General features: G+C 51.6%; 15 protein-coding genes. All 15 read left to right on the forward strand.

The window, feature by feature from the left end:
* Positions 1 to 42 precede the first annotated feature (42 nt).
* A complete protein-coding gene (locus tag KNO69_RS03380) occupies positions 43 to 1,071 on the forward strand; it encodes a sugar-binding transcriptional regulator (protein WP_012726913.1) in 1,029 nt (342 codons plus the stop codon).
* A 59-nt stretch (positions 1,072 to 1,130) separates the two neighbouring features.
* Positions 1,131 to 2,138: a type I glyceraldehyde-3-phosphate dehydrogenase gene (gene gap / locus KNO69_RS03385; protein WP_012726912.1), complete on the forward strand. Its 1,008-nt coding sequence runs from the start codon at positions 1,131 to 1,133 to the stop codon at positions 2,136 to 2,138.
* Positions 2,139 to 2,235: 97 nt separating this feature from the next.
* Positions 2,236 to 3,420, forward strand: a complete 1,185-nt coding sequence (locus KNO69_RS03390) for a phosphoglycerate kinase (RefSeq protein WP_074036297.1) — start codon at positions 2,236 to 2,238, stop codon at positions 3,418 to 3,420.
* 18 nt (positions 3,421 to 3,438) lie between these two features.
* Complete coding sequence (gene tpiA / locus KNO69_RS03395) at positions 3,439 to 4,191, forward strand: triose-phosphate isomerase (protein ID WP_078147302.1); 753 nt, start codon at positions 3,439 to 3,441, stop codon at positions 4,189 to 4,191.
* On the forward strand, positions 4,192 to 5,730 hold the full coding sequence (gpmI, locus tag KNO69_RS03400; protein WP_012726909.1) for a 2,3-bisphosphoglycerate-independent phosphoglycerate mutase: 1,539 nt from the start codon (positions 4,192 to 4,194) through the stop codon (positions 5,728 to 5,730).
* A 36-nt stretch (positions 5,731 to 5,766) separates the two neighbouring features.
* On the forward strand, positions 5,767 to 7,059 hold the full coding sequence (eno, locus tag KNO69_RS03405) for a phosphopyruvate hydratase (RefSeq protein ID WP_012726908.1): 1,293 nt from the start codon (positions 5,767 to 5,769) through the stop codon (positions 7,057 to 7,059).
* Between the two features lie 302 nt (positions 7,060 to 7,361).
* A complete protein-coding gene (locus tag KNO69_RS03410; protein WP_214816107.1) occupies positions 7,362 to 8,159 on the forward strand; it encodes a phosphotransferase enzyme family protein in 798 nt (265 codons plus the stop codon).
* 232 nt (positions 8,160 to 8,391) lie between these two features.
* Positions 8,392 to 9,273, forward strand: coding sequence for a UTP--glucose-1-phosphate uridylyltransferase GalU (gene galU, locus KNO69_RS03415; RefSeq protein ID WP_214816110.1), 882 nt, complete (start codon positions 8,392 to 8,394; stop codon positions 9,271 to 9,273).
* A 21-nt stretch (positions 9,274 to 9,294) separates the two neighbouring features.
* Positions 9,295 to 10,503 (forward strand): glycosyltransferase family 4 protein, encoded by a 1,209-nt coding sequence (locus KNO69_RS03420; RefSeq protein WP_251124913.1) that lies wholly within the window; start codon positions 9,295 to 9,297, stop codon positions 10,501 to 10,503.
* Positions 10,500 to 11,840: a glycosyltransferase gene (locus tag KNO69_RS03425; protein ID WP_047795089.1), complete on the forward strand. Its 1,341-nt coding sequence runs from the start codon at positions 10,500 to 10,502 to the stop codon at positions 11,838 to 11,840. Before KNO69_RS03420 ends, KNO69_RS03425 begins: the two co-directional genes overlap by 4 nt.
* A gap of 47 nt (positions 11,841 to 11,887) precedes the next feature.
* Positions 11,888 to 12,775: a YitT family protein gene (locus KNO69_RS03430; protein WP_012726903.1), complete on the forward strand. Its 888-nt coding sequence runs from the start codon at positions 11,888 to 11,890 to the stop codon at positions 12,773 to 12,775.
* A gap of 73 nt (positions 12,776 to 12,848) precedes the next feature.
* Positions 12,849 to 13,073, forward strand: coding sequence for a preprotein translocase subunit SecG (secG, locus tag KNO69_RS03435; protein WP_012726902.1), 225 nt, complete (start codon positions 12,849 to 12,851; stop codon positions 13,071 to 13,073).
* 102 nt (positions 13,074 to 13,175) lie between these two features.
* Positions 13,176 to 13,916 carry an alpha/beta hydrolase gene (locus KNO69_RS03440; protein ID WP_031422876.1) on the forward strand — a complete coding sequence of 247 codons (741 nt, stop codon included), beginning with the start codon at positions 13,176 to 13,178 and terminating at the stop codon, positions 13,914 to 13,916.
* 15 nt (positions 13,917 to 13,931) lie between these two features.
* Positions 13,932 to 16,337 (forward strand): ribonuclease R, encoded by a 2,406-nt coding sequence (gene rnr, locus KNO69_RS03445; protein ID WP_214683878.1) that lies wholly within the window; start codon positions 13,932 to 13,934, stop codon positions 16,335 to 16,337.
* A 54-nt stretch (positions 16,338 to 16,391) separates the two neighbouring features.
* Positions 16,392 to 16,862, forward strand: a complete 471-nt coding sequence (gene smpB / locus KNO69_RS03450; protein ID WP_012726899.1) for an SsrA-binding protein SmpB — start codon at positions 16,392 to 16,394, stop codon at positions 16,860 to 16,862.
* Positions 16,863 to 16,898: the final 36 nt, after the last annotated feature.

Consider the following 16,898-nt stretch of genomic DNA (forward strand, 5'->3'; position numbering starts at 1 on the left):
GGGACAAAAGTTGTCCACACTGAAAGTCGAGGGGGTATGAGCATGATCCAGCAACTGATTCACGTTCAGAAGCAAATTGTCCCTGACCTGCTCGATACGCTCCGACATCGTTACGATATCTTACATTATGTCCGCTTGATGCAGCCGATTGGCCGCAGGACACTCGCAACGAGCTTGGGACTGACCGAACGGGTACTTAGACGAGAAGTCGACTTTTTGAAAGATCAAGGTCTTCTTTACGTCGCTACTCAAGGAATTTCCCTCAGTGAGACGGGACGAAACGTCTTACGAGACTTGCACGAGATCATGGGAGAACTTCTCGGAATCTCAGAAGTGGCAAGAGAGCTCGAAGAGAAATTAGGGGTTCGCCAAGTCGTCATCGTACCGGGTGACTCGGATGAGACATTCTGGGTTCAACGCGATATCGGACGGGCGGCGGTCACGCAACTAAAAGCGCGGCTCGCACCGGATGATAATGTGATTGCGGTAACGGGAGGAACGACGATGGCATCGGTCGCGGCGATGATGTCGCCCGATAAAAAAGAACGCCCGATGCATTTCGTGCCCGCACGTGGAGGTCTTGGAGAGACGCTTGAACTTCAGGCGAACACTGTCTGTTCACGCATGGCGGACCGGGCCCACGCAGACTATCATCTTCTACATATTCCGGATGAAGTATCACAAGAAACATTCGACCGGATGGTGGAGGAACCTAGCATCAAAAATGTGCTGGAAATGATTAGAGCGGCGCGAATTGTGGTACATGGAATTGGTGAGGCAGAAACGATGGCAAAGCGCCGTCACGCATCACCGGAGCATTTGCGGATGATTGAACGGCATGACGCCGTCGCCGAGGCATTCGGATATTATTTCAATGCTGAAGGTGAAATCGTCCATCGCGTCAAGACGGTCGGGATCCAACTCGAAGAGCTAGATGACATGGATACCGTCATCGCGGTTGCCGGAGGGAAATCGAAGGCACAGGCGATCGCCGCTTATGCGAAACACACGTCGAACATCATCCTCGTCACAGACGAAGGTGCGGCGAAAGAATTATTAACTTGTTATTAAAGAGTTGACCCCCCGTTGGCTCTTCAATAAATAGCTTCTACCCTAAGGAGGAAATTAACATGGCAGTAAAAGTTGGTATTAACGGATTTGGACGTATCGGTCGTTTAGCATTCCGCGAGATCATCAAAAACGAAGGAATCGAAGTTGTTGCAATCAACGACTTGACAGACACGAAGATGCTTGCGCACCTTCTCAAGTATGACACGACTCAAGGTCGTTTCGACGGAGAAGTTGAAGTACACGACGATCACTTCCTCGTAAACGGAGAGAAAGTTATCACGCTTGCTAACCGTAACCCTGAAGAACTTCCATGGGGAGACCTCGGTGTAGACATCGTTCTCGAATGTACTGGATTCTTCACTTCAAAAGAAAAAGCTGAGCTTCACTTGAAAGCTGGCGCGAAGAAAGTTGTGATCTCGGCTCCTGCTACAGGTGACATGAAGACTGTTGTTTACAACACAAACCACGACATCCTCGATGGTACTGAAACAGTTATCTCAGGTGCTTCTTGTACAACAAACTGCTTGGCGCCAATGGCTAAAGTACTTCAAGACCAGTTCGGAATCGTTGAAGGTCTCATGACGACAATCCACGCTTACACTGGCGACCAAAACACGCTTGACGCTCCACACCCGAAAGGTGACTTCCGTCGTGCGCGTGCAGCTGCAGCGAACATTGTTCCTAACACAACAGGTGCTGCGAAAGCAATCGGTCTCGTAATCCCTGAACTTCAAGGAAAACTTGACGGTGCTGCACAACGTGTACCAGTTGCTACAGGTTCACTCACTGAGCTCGTAACTGTACTCGACAAGCAAGTATCTGTTGACGAAGTAAACGCAGCAATGAAAGCAGCAGCGAACGAGTCATTCGGTTACACTGAAGACGAAATCGTTTCTTCTGACATCGTTGGAATCACATACGGTTCACTCTTCGACGCGACTCAAACAAAAGTCATGACAGTTGGCGACAAGCAACTCGTTAAAACAGTTTCTTGGTACGACAACGAAATGTCTTACACTGCACAATTGGTTCGCACAGTTAAGCACTTCGCTAACATCGCGAAGTAATTTCGTGAACTAAATAGAATCAAATAGGAGCGGAAACAAGAGATTGTTCTCCGCTCTATTTATGAAATGACACGCACGACATATGGAGGCGAAAGTTATGAACAAACAGTCTATTCGTGACATCGATGTAAAAGGGAAACGCGTCTTTTGCCGCGTTGACTTCAACGTTCCACTCAAAGATGGCGTCATCCAAGACGAAACTCGGATCCAAGCCGCACTTCCAACGATCAAGCACTTGCTTGACGGTGGTGCGAAACTCGTCCTTGCGAGCCACCTCGGCCGTCCAAAAGGCGAGAAGAACCCTGAGTTCTCACTTGCTCCAGTAGCGAAGCGTCTCGCTGAACTCCTCGGAAAAGATGTACCGCTCGTCGAAGAAGCATACGGTCCGGTCGCAGAAGAAGCGGTCGCTAACCTCTCTGAAGGCGATGTCGTCGTTTTAGAGAACGTTCGTTTCTACCCAGGTGAAACGAAAAACGACCCTGAACTTGCAAAAGGATTCGCAGCACTTGCTGACGTATACGTCAACGACGCATTCGGCGCGGCTCACCGTGCACACGCTTCAACTGAAGGGATTGCGCACCACGTGGACACAGCCGTTGCTGGTCTCTTGATGGAAAAAGAACTTGAAGTTCTCGGTAAAGCTCTTTCAAACCCAGACCGTCCGTTCACGGCGATTATCGGCGGGTCGAAAGTAGCGGATAAGATTGGGGTCATCGACCACCTTCTTGACATCGTTGACACACTCATCATCGGTGGCGGACTCTCGTACACGTTCTCGAAAGCACTCGGACACGAAGTCGGAACGTCACTCCTTGAAGAGGATAAGCTTGACCTCGCTCGTCAATTCATGAAGAAAGCAGAAGACAAAGGCGTGAAATTCTTGATGCCTGTCGACTGCGTCATCACGAAAGAATTTGGCGAAGAAACGTATGTCGGCCCAGTCGATATCGATTCGATCCCAGCGGATCACATGGGTCTCGATATCGGACCGAAGACAGTCGAACTTTACGCGGACGCGATTCGCGAATCGAAACTTGTCGTATGGAACGGACCGATGGGCGTATTCGAACTCGATAAATACGCAAACGGAACGAAAGGTGTCGCTCAAGCGCTTGCGGACAGCGATGCATACTCAATCATCGGTGGTGGCGACTCAGCAGCTGCGGCAGCCAAGTTTGGTCTTGCTGACAAGATGAGTCACATCTCAACTGGTGGCGGCGCGTCACTCGAATTCATGGAAGGCAAAAAACTTCCAGGTGTCGAGGCGTTGAACGACAAGTAATTTAGAGGAGGGTTATCGATGCGTAAACCGATTATTGCAGGTAACTGGAAAATGAACAAAACACTCTCGGAAGCTGTTGCTTTCGTTGAGGAAGTGAAAAACAACATCCCATCTACTGACAAAGTAGATGCAGCGATTGGTGCTCCAGCACTTTTCCTCGCACCGATGGTAGAAGCAGCTAAAGGGTCAAACTTGAAGCTCGGTGCACAAAACATGTACGACAAAGATAGCGGTGCTTACACTGGCGAAATCAGCCCAGTGATGGTCGCTGACCTCGGCGTGACTTACGTCATCCTCGGTCACTCAGAACGTCGCGAGTACTTCGGTGAGTCGGATGCGTTTATCAACAGCAAAACGAAAAAAGCGTTCGAACACGGTCTTACGCCAATCGTTTGTGTCGGTGAAACACTCGAGGAGCGCGAAGGCGACAAGTTCGAAGAAGTCATCAAAACACAAGTCGAAGGCGGCCTCGCTGACCTTTCTGCTGACCAAGTCAAACAACTCGTCATCGCGTATGAGCCAGTTTGGGCAATCGGTACAGGGAAATCAGCGGACGAAGCAGACGCACAAAGCTCTTGTAAATACGTTCGCGACGTGGTGAAAGGTCTTTACGGTGAAGACGTAGCGGCTGCAGTACGCATCCAGTACGGTGGATCTGTAAAACCAGAGAACATTAAAGAGTATATGGCACAGGAAGATATCGACGGCGCACTCGTCGGCGGTGCTTCACTTGAAGCCGCTTCGTTCCTCAAATTGTTGGAGGCGATTTAAATGGCTAGACCAGTCGCACTCATCATTTTAGATGGTTTCGGGATGCGTGACGAATCGTTCGGAAACGCAGTCATGGCTGCGAACAAACCGAACTTCGATCGCTACTGGGAGCAGTATCCACATACGCTCTTAAACGCAAAAGGCGAGTACGTCGGTCTTCCGGAAGGACAGATGGGGAACTCGGAAGTCGGTCACTTGAACATCGGTGCCGGCCGAGTCGTCTATCAGTCACTCTCACGCGTGAACAACGCAATCAAAGACCGTTCGTTATTCGACCGTCAGGCGATGAACCATTTGGCAGGTCATGTGAAGAAACATGATTCGAGCCTCCATATCATGGGTCTCGTATCAGATGGCGGGATTCACTCGCACATCAATCACATGTTTGCCATCGTTGAGTTCGCAAAACTCCACGGCATCGAAAAAGTGTACATTCACGCGTTCACGGACGGCCGTGACTGTGATCCGAAATCAGGAGCTGGTTTCCTCAAAGAAACAGAAGAAAAGCTTGCTGAACTCGGTGTCGGTCAAGTCGCTAGCGTGTCTGGTCGCTACTATGCCATGGACCGCGACAACCGTTGGGAACGCGTCGAGAAAGTATACGACGTCCTCGTAAACGGTAAAGGCGAAGTTGGCACGGACCCAGTCGAAGTTCTCAAGAAGTCTTACGAGAACGATTTGACGGATGAGTTTGTGTTACCAACTGTCATCGAAAAAGATGGAAAGCCGGTCGCGACAATCCAGGACAATGATGCCATCATGTTCTTCAACTTCCGTCCGGACCGGGCGATCCAACTCGCAAAAGTGTTCAAAGAGAAAGTCGGCTTCAAAGGCTTCGAACTCTCAAGCAAACATCCAGAGAACATCTTGCTCGTCTCGATGACGAAGTTCTCGGATGAGGTCGACACGGATATCGTCTTCCCACCGGAAGATTTGAAAAACACACTCGGGGAAACGCTCTCTGCACAAGGGTACAAACAACTCCGTGCTGCAGAAACAGAGAAATACCCACACGTCACGTTCTTCTTGAACGGACAAAAAGAACAACCATTTGAAGGTGAGGATCGTCTCCTTGTCCCTTCACCGAAAGTCGCGACGTACGACTTGCAACCAGAAATGAGCGCATATGAGCTCACAGACGGTTTGCTCGAGCGTATCGAGTCAGATGAGTATGATGCATACATCATCAACTTCGCAAACCCGGATATGGTTGGTCACTCAGGGAAGCTTGAGCCGACGAAGAAAGCAATCGAAGCGGTCGACGAATGCCTCGGTAAAGTAGTGGACGCATTACTTGCTAAAGGTGGCGCGGCCATCATCACAGCGGACCACGGGAACGCGGACATCGTCACGAACCCGGATGGCTCACCGATGACGGCGCACACGACGGAACCTGTTCCATGTATCGTCACAAAAGAGGGAGTCGAACTGAAACCAGTTCTCGACGGCGCACTTTGCGACCTCGCCCCAACGCTTCTTCACCTTCTCGGTGGAGAGCAACCAGCTGAAATGACTGGTTCGTCAATCGTTACAAAATAATACAACTATTTTTCAAACGAAAAGGAGCGATTTTTCATGTCAATGATTACAGAAATTTACGCACGCGAGATTTTAGATTCACGCGGTAACCCATCAGTAGAAGTAGAAGTCTTCACAGAAGACGGCGGTTTCGGCCGTGCCCTCGTCCCATCAGGCGCATCAACAGGTGAGCACGAAGCTGTTGAGCTTCGCGATGGCGACAAGTCACGTTACCTCGGTAAAGGTGTCTTGAAAGCAGTTGCGAACGTGAACGACACGATTGCACCAGAACTCATCGGCTACGATGTATTCGACCAAAACGCAATCGATGCGAAAATGATCGAACTCGACGGTACGCCAAACAAAGCAAAACTTGGTGCAAACGCAATCCTCGGTGTGTCAATGGCAGCCGCTCACGCAGCAGCAGATGAGCTCGGTCTCCCACTTTACACATACCTCGGCGGATTCAACGCGAAGACACTTCCAACACCAATGATGAACATCATCAACGGTGGTTCGCACGCGGACAACAACGTGGACTTCCAAGAGTTCATGATCATGCCTGTCGGCGCGCCAACGTTCCGTGAAGCGCTCCGCATGGGTGCTGAAGTATTCCACGCCCTCAAATCAGTTCTTTCTGGTATGGGTCTTAACACAGCTGTCGGTGACGAAGGTGGTTTCGCACCAAACTTGAAGTCTAACGAAGAAGCGATCACAGTTATCCTTGAAGCGATCGAAAAAGCTGGTTACAAACCAGGTGAAGACGTCTACCTCGCAATGGACGTTGCATCTTCTGAGTTCTACGACAAATCAACTGGTAAATACGAACTCGCTGGCGAAGGCAAGTCACTCACAACTGCTGAGCTTGTAGACTTCTACGCTGAGCTCGTTGACAAGTACCCAATCCTCTCAATCGAAGATGGTTGTGACGAAAACGACTGGGATGGCCACAAGCTTCTCACAGACAAAATCGGACACAAAGTTCAACTCGTTGGGGATGACCTCTTCGTAACGAACACATCGAAACTTGCTGAAGGTATCGAAAAAGGAATCGCAAACTCGATCCTCATTAAAGTTAACCAAATCGGTACGCTCACAGAAACATTCGACGCGATCGAAATGGCTAAAAAAGCTGGTTACACAGCAGTCGTCTCACACCGTTCTGGTGAAACAGAAGACGCGACAATCGCAGACATCGCTGTTGCGACAAACGCTGGACAAATCAAAACTGGTTCACTTTCACGTACAGACCGTATCGCGAAATACAACCAACTTCTCCGCATCGAAGACATGCTCGGCGATGTAGCGAAATACGACGGTATCAAGTCGTTCTACAACCTTAAAAAATAATTGATTGATTGTTTCAGGCTCGCCAATCGGCGGGCCTGTTTTTTTGTGTGGAATAACCGTTTAATCGACGGTGGGAAAACTGATCGGTCGTCAACCCGTCTTGCGGCACCGATGCTTTCTGCAGGCAATCCACGGAGCCTCCTCGCGCTTATGCGCTTGCGGGGTCTCCGCGAGATTGCTTTCCTGCAAGAGTCACGGTGCCGCTTGGACGGCTACGATCGCTATTTGTCGGACCTTTTCGTCGTCGACACCCTGTGTTGCTGTATACTGAACGTGACTGATAAAGGGTAGGGGGAGATTGGATGGATCAATCGAATGAACAAGAAAAAAGGTTGAGCGGTGGGAACGTGTCAACTGTCTATAAAAAGGGGAATTACGTCTATCGCACTCAAAAGGAAGGCAGCGAGCGTATTCATCGATGGTTACGTCACTTGGAGGCAAAGCAACTTTCCGGAGTGCCGCGTTTTATTAGAATCGATGATCGAGGAAGAGAAATGTTAACTTACTTGGAAGGAGAAACCGCAGACTATCCCTTGAAGTCTTACATGTGGTCCGATGAGGCGATTCAGGATGTTGCACGACTAATGAGACGTATACATGATGCGTCGACAGATTTTGAGTGGTCGTCAGATTGGTCACCGATTGACAACACACCACAACCGTTAGAGGTCATCTGCCATAACGACTTCGCTGTCTACAATACAATTTTTCATGAAGGAAAAGTGGCAGGAATCATCGATTTCGACTTGGCTGCACCGGGACCGCGGGCTTGGGATATCGTCTACGCGCTTTATACGTTCGTTCCGCTCAGTCGTCGCCATCAAGCTGAAACAGGGGAAGTCGTCTATTATGATGCCAATCGAGACGATGCAATCTATAACAAGCGGGTATCGTTGTTTCTTGATGCCTATGGTTGGGAGCAAGCGGAGGTCGACTTGTTTGACATGTTGCAACGACGCATCGAAGCGCTCTGTCTGTTGATGAAACGAAAAGCTGCGGAAGGAGACGTCGCCTTCCAAAAGATGATTGACGAAGGACATTACAATCATTACCAAGAGGAACTTCGGTTTATTCGAACGCATGGACAGAAGTGGTTCTGAAACAATCTGAAGCGGGAATATAGAAAATGAAGCATGAATGGGGAGGCGATTTTCGTGATGATGCTCGGATTTCTTTTCTTGGTATTGCTCATTGGATTCGGCATATGGTACTATCTCAAATCGCACCGGAATGACGATTGGTCATGACAACATTGTCATGACCTCTGATTTGTGTCAGTTTGCACAAAATTTGGGTATACTCTCTACATAACGAGTAAAGGAGCCCATGCTTATGACACGAGTACGTAAAGCCATCATCCCAGCCGCCGGTCTCGGCACCCGCTTCCTTCCTGCCACGAAAGCCATGCCAAAAGAAATGTTGCCGATTGTCAACAAGCCGACGATCCAGTTCATCGTCGAGGAAGCCGTCGCTTCAGGCATCGAGGACATCATCATCGTCACGGGGAAGAACAAACGGGCGATTGAAGACCATTTCGACCGTGCGCTCGAACTGGAACAGAACCTCGAATCGAAAGGGAAGACGCGCTTGCTCGAATCGGTCCGACATTCCTCGAATTTGGCGAACATTCACTACATACGCCAACAGGAGCCAAAAGGTCTCGGTCATGCGATTTGGTGCGCCCGGAAGTTTATCGGAGACGAGCCATTCGCCGTCTTGCTCGGGGACGATATCATCGAATCCGATGTGCCGGCGACGAAGCAGTTGATCGACCAATATGAGGCCCACGATCGTTCGATCATCGGGGTGCAGCGTGTCCCGTATGAAATGACGAACCGATATGGTATAATTGACCCGCTTGCCGTCGAAGGGAAGCTCATCCCGGTGCGGACGTTCGTGGAGAAACCGCCCATCGATGAGGCCCCGTCGAACTTCGCCATCCTCGGTCGCTATATCTTGAAACCGGACGTCTTTGAGGCGTTGGCGGGACAAGAGGCGGGAGCCGGGGGCGAGATTCAATTGACGGATGCGATCGCACGCTTCAATGAGGCGCAGACGGTCTTCGCCTACGAATTTGACGGTCGACGTTACGACGTCGGAGAGCCAATCGGGTTCGTCGAGACGACGATTTGCCACGCGCTTAGCGATCCTGATTTAAAAGATGACGTCCATGCCCTATTGAAACGGCTCGTGGACGAACTTGATCAACAGTAAGGTGTGTTATTTTTGAAAACAATGCTTATGGTGTGTCAAAACTATTATCCGGAGATCGGCAGTGCCGGCAACCGGATGCAAAACATTACGCATTTGATGAAGCAGCGCGGGTATGAAGTCGAGGTCATCACGGCCGCCCCTTCGTATCCGAGCTTTGATATGTATCAGGACGACCGCTTCTGGAACGACCGGGAGTTGAACGACCAACCGTTCATCAAGCGACTCATCACGAAGAAACGGAAGCATACGTCCAACATGGTCAGTCGCCTTTTCCTGTTCCTCGAACAGATGGTCAAAGGAATCCGGGAAGTCCGTAAGCTCGAATTGAAGCCAGACGTCGTCTTTGCGACGACCCCTTCTTTTTTTATGGCGTTTGTCGGTGCTTATGCGAAACGAAAGTATCGCGTCCCGTTCATCTTGGACGTCCGTGATCTCTGGCCAGAATCGGTGAAAGGGGTCGGCGTCTTCAAGTACGATTGGGTGCTCACGCCAGCGTTTTGGATGGAGAAACGGCTGTACCGCGTCGCCGATGAAGTGATCATCAACTCGGAAGGATTCCGCAGCTATCTTCGTCAGCGTGGTGTGCCGAACGAGAAGATTCACTACATGCCGAACTCGATCCGGGAAGCGGAGCGAACACTCGAGCGGACGATCCCACCGGACGACCGGATGGAGATCTTATACGCCGGGAACATGGGCCTTGCCCAGGATGTGTCGTTGTTACTCGAACTCGCCGAGCGATTCCGAGACGAGCCACGGATCCACTTCAAATTGATCGGCTACGGCTATCGGAAAGAAGAATTGAAGCAGACGATCAAAGACCGTGGCTTCCAAAACTTCTTGTTCCTCGAGGCGATGCCACGGACAGAGGCGTTTCAGGCGATTAAAAATGCTGACGTTGCATTCGTCAGCCTGATCGAGCAAGAAGTGTTCGATACGGTCATCCCTGGGAAACTCATCGACTATATGGCAGTCGGCAAACCGATTGTCGCAGCAGTGTCAGGCCATGCGGCGAATGTCATTGAAGCGGCGGAAGTCGGCTACGTGTCACGGAAGCGTGACATCGATGAGATCGAGCGGATCCTGCGGAAGCTCCTCGACCGCCCGGACCTTCGGGAGGCACTCGGGGCGAATGGGATTCGTTACGTCAAAGAGAATTTATGTTGGGAAGAGAATATCGACGTGTTAGATCAAGTCGTACAACAGTTAGTGATGGAGGAACCACGATGAAGTCAGTATGTATGTTTGTATGGAACCATTTTACGAATGATGCGCGCGTCCTTCGTGAGTGCTCGGCACTCGCCGAGGCAGGCTATGAAGTCGATTTGATCGCGCTTCAAGATCCGAAAAATAAAGAGCTTCCAAAAGAAGAGATGCGTCCGGAAGGCTTCCGCGTCATCCGCGTGAAGCGTCAACCTTCGATTCTCGTCAACGCGCTCAAGTTCGCGAAGAAGACGTATCAATGGGTGAGCGAGAAACGGACCCGCCAAATCGGGGCCGGACTCGTCGGTGCCGGGTTGTTCTTACTTGCGCCGTTCACGATGCTCGCGCTCGGAGCGGCTATCGGGACGGTCTTGTTGCCGCAAGTGCGTAAGCAAATCGTCAACGCGAGTGCGATGCTCGAGATGGTGTTCGCTTCGACGAAAAAATCGTATGACTTTTACCATGCGAACGATTTGAACACGCTCCCGCAGGCACTCCTCGCTGGAAAAGTGTTCAACAAAGGTCGGATCGTCTACGACTCGCACGAGGTACAGACGGACCGTACGGGTTACGGCTATATTCAAAGTAACCTCGAGGGCTGGCTCTTGCCGTTCGTCGATACGATGATGGTCGAGAACCATACGCGTGCAGCGCACAACGAAGAGTTGTACGGGTTCTATCCGTACGTGCTCCACAACTATCCGTTCTACCGTCCGCTCGACTTCTCGCTCCGTAAGGACTTGCATGCGCTTCTCGACTTACCGAAAGACGAGAAGATCCTCTTGTATCAAGGGGGCATTCAAGCCGGACGCGGTCTCGAACAGCTCGTGCTCGCGGCGAAAGACTTCAAAGAAGGCACGCTCGTCATGATCGGGGACGGGAAGCTTAAACCGACGATTCAACAGTTGATCGAGACGGAAGGGGTCGGCGACCGCGTCAAGATGATTGACAAAGTACCGGTCGAAGCGTTACCTTACTATACGATGAACGCCTATTTAGGCTTCCAAGTATTGAACAACGTCTGCTTCAACCACTACTCGGCCTCATCGAATAAATTGTTCGAGTATTTGATGGCCGAAGTACCGGTCGTCTCATGTGACTTCCCTGAAATCGAACGGGTCGTTGCGGGGAACGATGTCGGGGTGCTCGTCGATTCGCACGATCCACAATCGATCGCGGACGGCGTCAACCGGATGATTGAAGACCAAGCACTCTATGCGCGTGTCAAAGAGAACACGAAGACCGCGCGTGAGAAATATAACTGGGATTTGGAAAAAGAGGCACTCTTGAACGTCTACGCGAACGCCGCGGAGCGCAAGTTGCCGATTATGAAAGACGGTGCGCCAAAGCCAGTACAATCTTAAGACTGCGGCTTTTGCCGCGGTCTTTTTTCTATGGAGGGAGGACATTTATGAAACGTCAACAACAACATCTGTTGCGCCAACAAGTATGGCGCAAGCTACAAACCATCTCGGTGAAGGACATCGCCTGGATTATCGCAGGCTCTTTCATTCTCTCGTTCGGGGTCAACTACTTTACCGTACCGAACGACTTCTCGGAAGGTGGCCTGCTCGGGGTCACGATCATCCTGTACTACGTCTTCGGCTGGGACCTCGGGCTCACGTCGATCATCGGGAACGGGATTCTCTTTATCGTCGGCTATAAGCTGCTCGACCGTCGGACAATGGTCTATTCGGTCATCGCCGTCATCGCGACGTCATTCTTCCTCAGTCTGACACATGACTGGGGCAGCCCTGCCGAGGACAAACTGCTTGCGGCCGTCTATGCCGGAATCATGATCGGGGTCGGGATCGGCATGGTGCTCCGTGTCGGCGGGACGACCGGCGGGGGTGTCATCATCGCCCGACTCATGGAGCGCTATCTCCACTTGAGTGTCGCCGTCTCGATGTTCATCATCGATGCGATCGTCGTCGCGACATCTGGCTTCTTCTTAGGGGAACAAGTCGTTCTCTATACGCTCATCGCGATCATCATCGGTTCATGGGTCATCGACCTCGTCGCGGAAGGTCTCAACATCCGTAAAGCCGTCACGATCATCAGCGATAAGCAAGAAGAGCTCGCCGTCGTCTTAACGGAGACGCTCGGACGCTCGGCGACGATTATCCATGGACACGGTTACTATACGAAGCAGGATAAGAACATGTTGTATATGATCGTCGACAAACGTCAGATCGCACCACTCAAAAAAATCGTCCAAGTGACGGACGACCGTGCCTTCGTCGTCATCCACCAGGTGAAGGAAGTCATTGGGGAAGGATTCAGCTACCCGTCCCGATAATTTGAATGCTGGTGTTTTATTGATAACTTCTATATAATAAAAGGCGTGTAAATAGAAGGAGGAACTGACTACTATGCAAACGATCGCTACAATCAGCCTACTTGTCGTGGCTGTCTTATTGATTGTCGTCGTACTGCTCATGTCAGGTCGGTCGCAAGGTCTTGGAGCGATTGCAGGTGGCGCGGAGCAGTTGTTCGGACGCCAGAAAGCACGCGGCTTCGATGCTGTTTTGAACCGAACTGCAGCTGTACTAGGCACTTTGTTTTTCATTTTAGGATTACTAGTCGCATCATTATGATGATAAGGCTGATCGTTCTCGATTTTCACGTGAGGCGGTCAGCTTTTGTTTTTTCGATTTATTTTTTGGGAATAATGTAGATACAAGGAGATGACAGATAAAATGAAAGTGACAGCACCAAAACCGTTCTTCTTCGAGGGCGGAAAACGTGCCGTGTTGATGTTACATGGCTTCACTGGATCGAGCGCGGATGTCCGCATGCTCGGTCGCTTCCTTCAAAAAGAAGGATACACATGTATGGGACCGATCTATCGTGGTCATGCCGTCCCACCGGAAGAATTACTCCAATATGGACCGAAAGACTGGTGGGAAGACGTCTTGGACGCTTACCAGACGCTCGTCGACAAAGGTCATGAGGAGATTGTCGTCTGCGGACTCTCGTTAGGTGGCGTGATGTCGCTCCGTCTCGCCGAGGAGAAAGACGTCAAGGCGGTCATCCCAATGTGCGCACCGACGGGAATCGATGCCGAGGACCGCTTGTATAAAGGAGTCCAGGCATATGCCCGAGAATATAAGGGTAGAGAAGAAAAGTCGCCGGAACAGATTGAGCAGGAGATGGCAGAGTTCAAACCGATGCCAACATTGAAAGACCTCCGTGCCTTCGTCCGCGACACGGCGTCGAAGCTCGAGGACATCTTCGTCCCGACACTCGTCGTCCAAGGCGCCAAAGACAACATGATCGACCCGGAATCGGCGAATCAAATTTACGAGGCGGTCAACACGTTCCAAAAAGAGTTGCTCATCTACGAGAACTCGGGACACGTGATCACACTCGACAAAGAAAAAGAGAAACTGCACCAGGACGTGCTCGATTTTCTCGAAACGTTAGACTGGTCAGTCTAAGAAGGAGGTGTCACGTTGAATTTACGTGACCAATTACTAGAGATCTTACAGGCGAGCGAGAAACCGCTCTCTGTCGATCAACTGACCGAGCGATTACAGCTCGCGTCGACGGATGACTTTAAAGAGCTCATTCGCACATTGAATGCCCTCGAGGAAGAGGGCGCCATCGGCCGGACGCGGACGAACCGTTACGGGACGCTCGCCACGCTCGGACAAGTCGCGGGAATCATCTCGATTCATCAGCGCGGCTTCGGCTTCTTGTCGGTCGAAGGGGAAGCGGAAGACGTGTTCTTGCCGCCCGACCAACTGAAGGACGTCTACCATGGCGATACGATCCTCGTCAAAAAACGCGAGGACAACCGTGGCAAGACGGAAGGGATTTTATTGAAAGTATTGAAGCGCGGACTCTCCGAGTTCGTCGGGACGTATACGCTCCCGAGCGGTCGACTCGACCAGTTCGCCTTTATCGAGCCGGATGACAAACGCATCAACTTCTGGCCGGTCGTCAACCCGGACAAATCACTCGGTGCCGTCGACGGACATAAAGTCGTCGTGCGCATCACGAAGTATCCGGACGGACGCTTCGCCGGTGCCTGTGACGTCGTCCGCATCATCGGGCATAAGAACGACCCTGGCGTCGACATCTTGTCGATCGTCTATAAACACGGCATCCCGACGGAGTTCCCAGAGGACGTGATCGCTCAGGCGAACGCGGTACCGGACGAAGCGGACGAGAAAGACTTCATCGGTCGCGTCGACCTTCGTGACGAGACGATCTTCACGATTGACGGCGAAGATGCGAAAGACTTGGACGATGCCGTCCACGTCAAGAAACTCGATAACGGGAACTACGAGCTCGGTGTTCATATCGCCGACGTCTCGCATTACGTGAAAGAGGGCTCACCACTAGACGTTGAGGCGCTCGAGCGCGGGACGAGTGTGTATCTCGTCGACCGCGTCATTCCGATGTTGCCGCACCGACTCTCGAACGGGATCTGTTCCCTCAACCCGCACGTCAACCGCTTGACGCTCAGCTGCGTAATGGAGATTTCTCCGCAAAACGGGAAAGTCGTTCGCCATGATCTGTTCCCGAGTGTCATCAAGACGACGGAGCGGATGACGTATACGAACGTCCGTGAGATCATCGAACGTGATGACGAAGAGACGTTGAAAAAGTACGAACCGTTCATCGGTGAGTTCGACCTCATGGCCGAGCTCGCGGAAGTGCTTCGGAAACGTCGTAACTCGCGCGGTGCCATCAACTTCGATTTCGCCGAGGCGAAGGTTGTCGTCAACGAGGAAGGGAAGCCGGCAGATATCGTGCTTCGTCCACGTTCGGTCGCCGAGAAGTTGATCGAGGAGTTCATGCTCGCGGCCAACGAGACGGTTGCGGAACACTTCCACAAGATGGACGTGCCGTTCATCTATCGTGTCCACGACAATCCGAAACCGGACAAGCTCGACTTCTTCTTCGACTTTGTCGCAAACTTTGGCGTGCATATTGAACGCATCAAAGGGCAGACGGTCGAACCGAAGACGCTTCAAAAGATTTTGAAGGCGATCGACGGGGAACCGGAAGAGCCGGTCATCAGCACGATCATGCTTCGTTCGATGCAACAGGCGAAATATGACGACGTCTCGCTCGGTCACTTCGGACTCGCGACGGACTTCTATACGCACTTCACGTCACCGATTCGTCGTTATCCGGACTTGATCGTCCACCGTCTCATGCGCACGTACGTCTTCAACAACGATTTGTCGGAGAAGACGATCGCGAAGTACGAGGACCGTCTCGGGGCGATCGCCGAACAGGCATCGAAACGGGAACGTCGCTCGGTCGACGCAGAGCGCGAGACACAGGCGCTCAAGAAAGCCGAATACATGGAAGCCCATCTTGGTGAAGAGTTCGATGGTGTCGTCGCCGGCGTCACGAACTTCGGGATGTTCATCGAACTTCCGAATACGATCGAAGGGCTAGTCCGTCTCCAGTCGATGGATGACTACTACCACTTCGACGAATCACAGCTCATGTTGCTCGGCGAGCGGACGAAACGTCAATTCCGCATCGGGGACGCCGTCCGTGTCAAAGTCGACGCCGTCAACTTAGACGAGCGGACGATCGACTTCACGGTCGTCGGCATGCCGAAACGGGAACCGTCAAGCCGTCGCCAACCGACGACGATCAAAGCGAAAGGCGGTCGTCCGAAGAAGGACGAGAAAGACCGTCGTGGCGGTCGCGGTCGGGACGACAAGAAGAAGCGCGGCAAACCAGGAAGACCTGGCAAGCCGGGCAAACCAGGTGAGAAACCGAAACGAGACGGGGAGAAGTCTTCCCAAGGTCGTTCGGCACTCGACCTGAAGAAGAAAGACAAGCACAAACGAAAAGGCGACGCCAAACGAGGTGCGAAGAAACGTCGCTGACGGGGAAGGGTTCGTCCCTTCCTCCGTATCTTGTAGATAAAGGACTGAATGTGTATGGCCAAGAAGAAAGATTCGAACGCACTCGCCCAAAACCGCAAGGCGTCCTTCGATTACGCGATCGAAGATACGATTGAGGCGGGCATGGTGCTCACAGGGACGGAAATCAAATCGGTCCGTCAATCGAAGATCAACATCGCGGATGCGTACGTCCGGTTCGATGGGGGCGAGGCGACGCTTCACAACTGTCATATCAGCCCGTTCGAACAGGGGAACCGCTTCAACCACGATCCACTCCGCGTCCGAAAGCTATTGTTGCATAAGAAACAGATCAATCAGCTCATCGGAGCATCAGGGCGTGACGGCTACACGATTATCCCGCTCAAAGTGTATATCAAAAACGGGTTCGCCAAGTGCCTGCTCGGCGTCGGAAAAGGGAAGAAGAAGTACGACAAACGAGAGGACTTGAAGAAGAAAGACGCGAAGCGTGACGTCGACCGTGCGATGCGCGATCGGCAAAAATACTGACAACGGATCCTAATTGTGGTATATTAAATAGAGTAC

It is taken from the genome of Exiguobacterium sp. s131, from assembly GCF_018617345.1.
In the GTDB taxonomy this organism is placed as follows: Bacteria; Bacillota; Bacilli; order Exiguobacteriales; family Exiguobacteriaceae; genus Exiguobacterium; species Exiguobacterium profundum.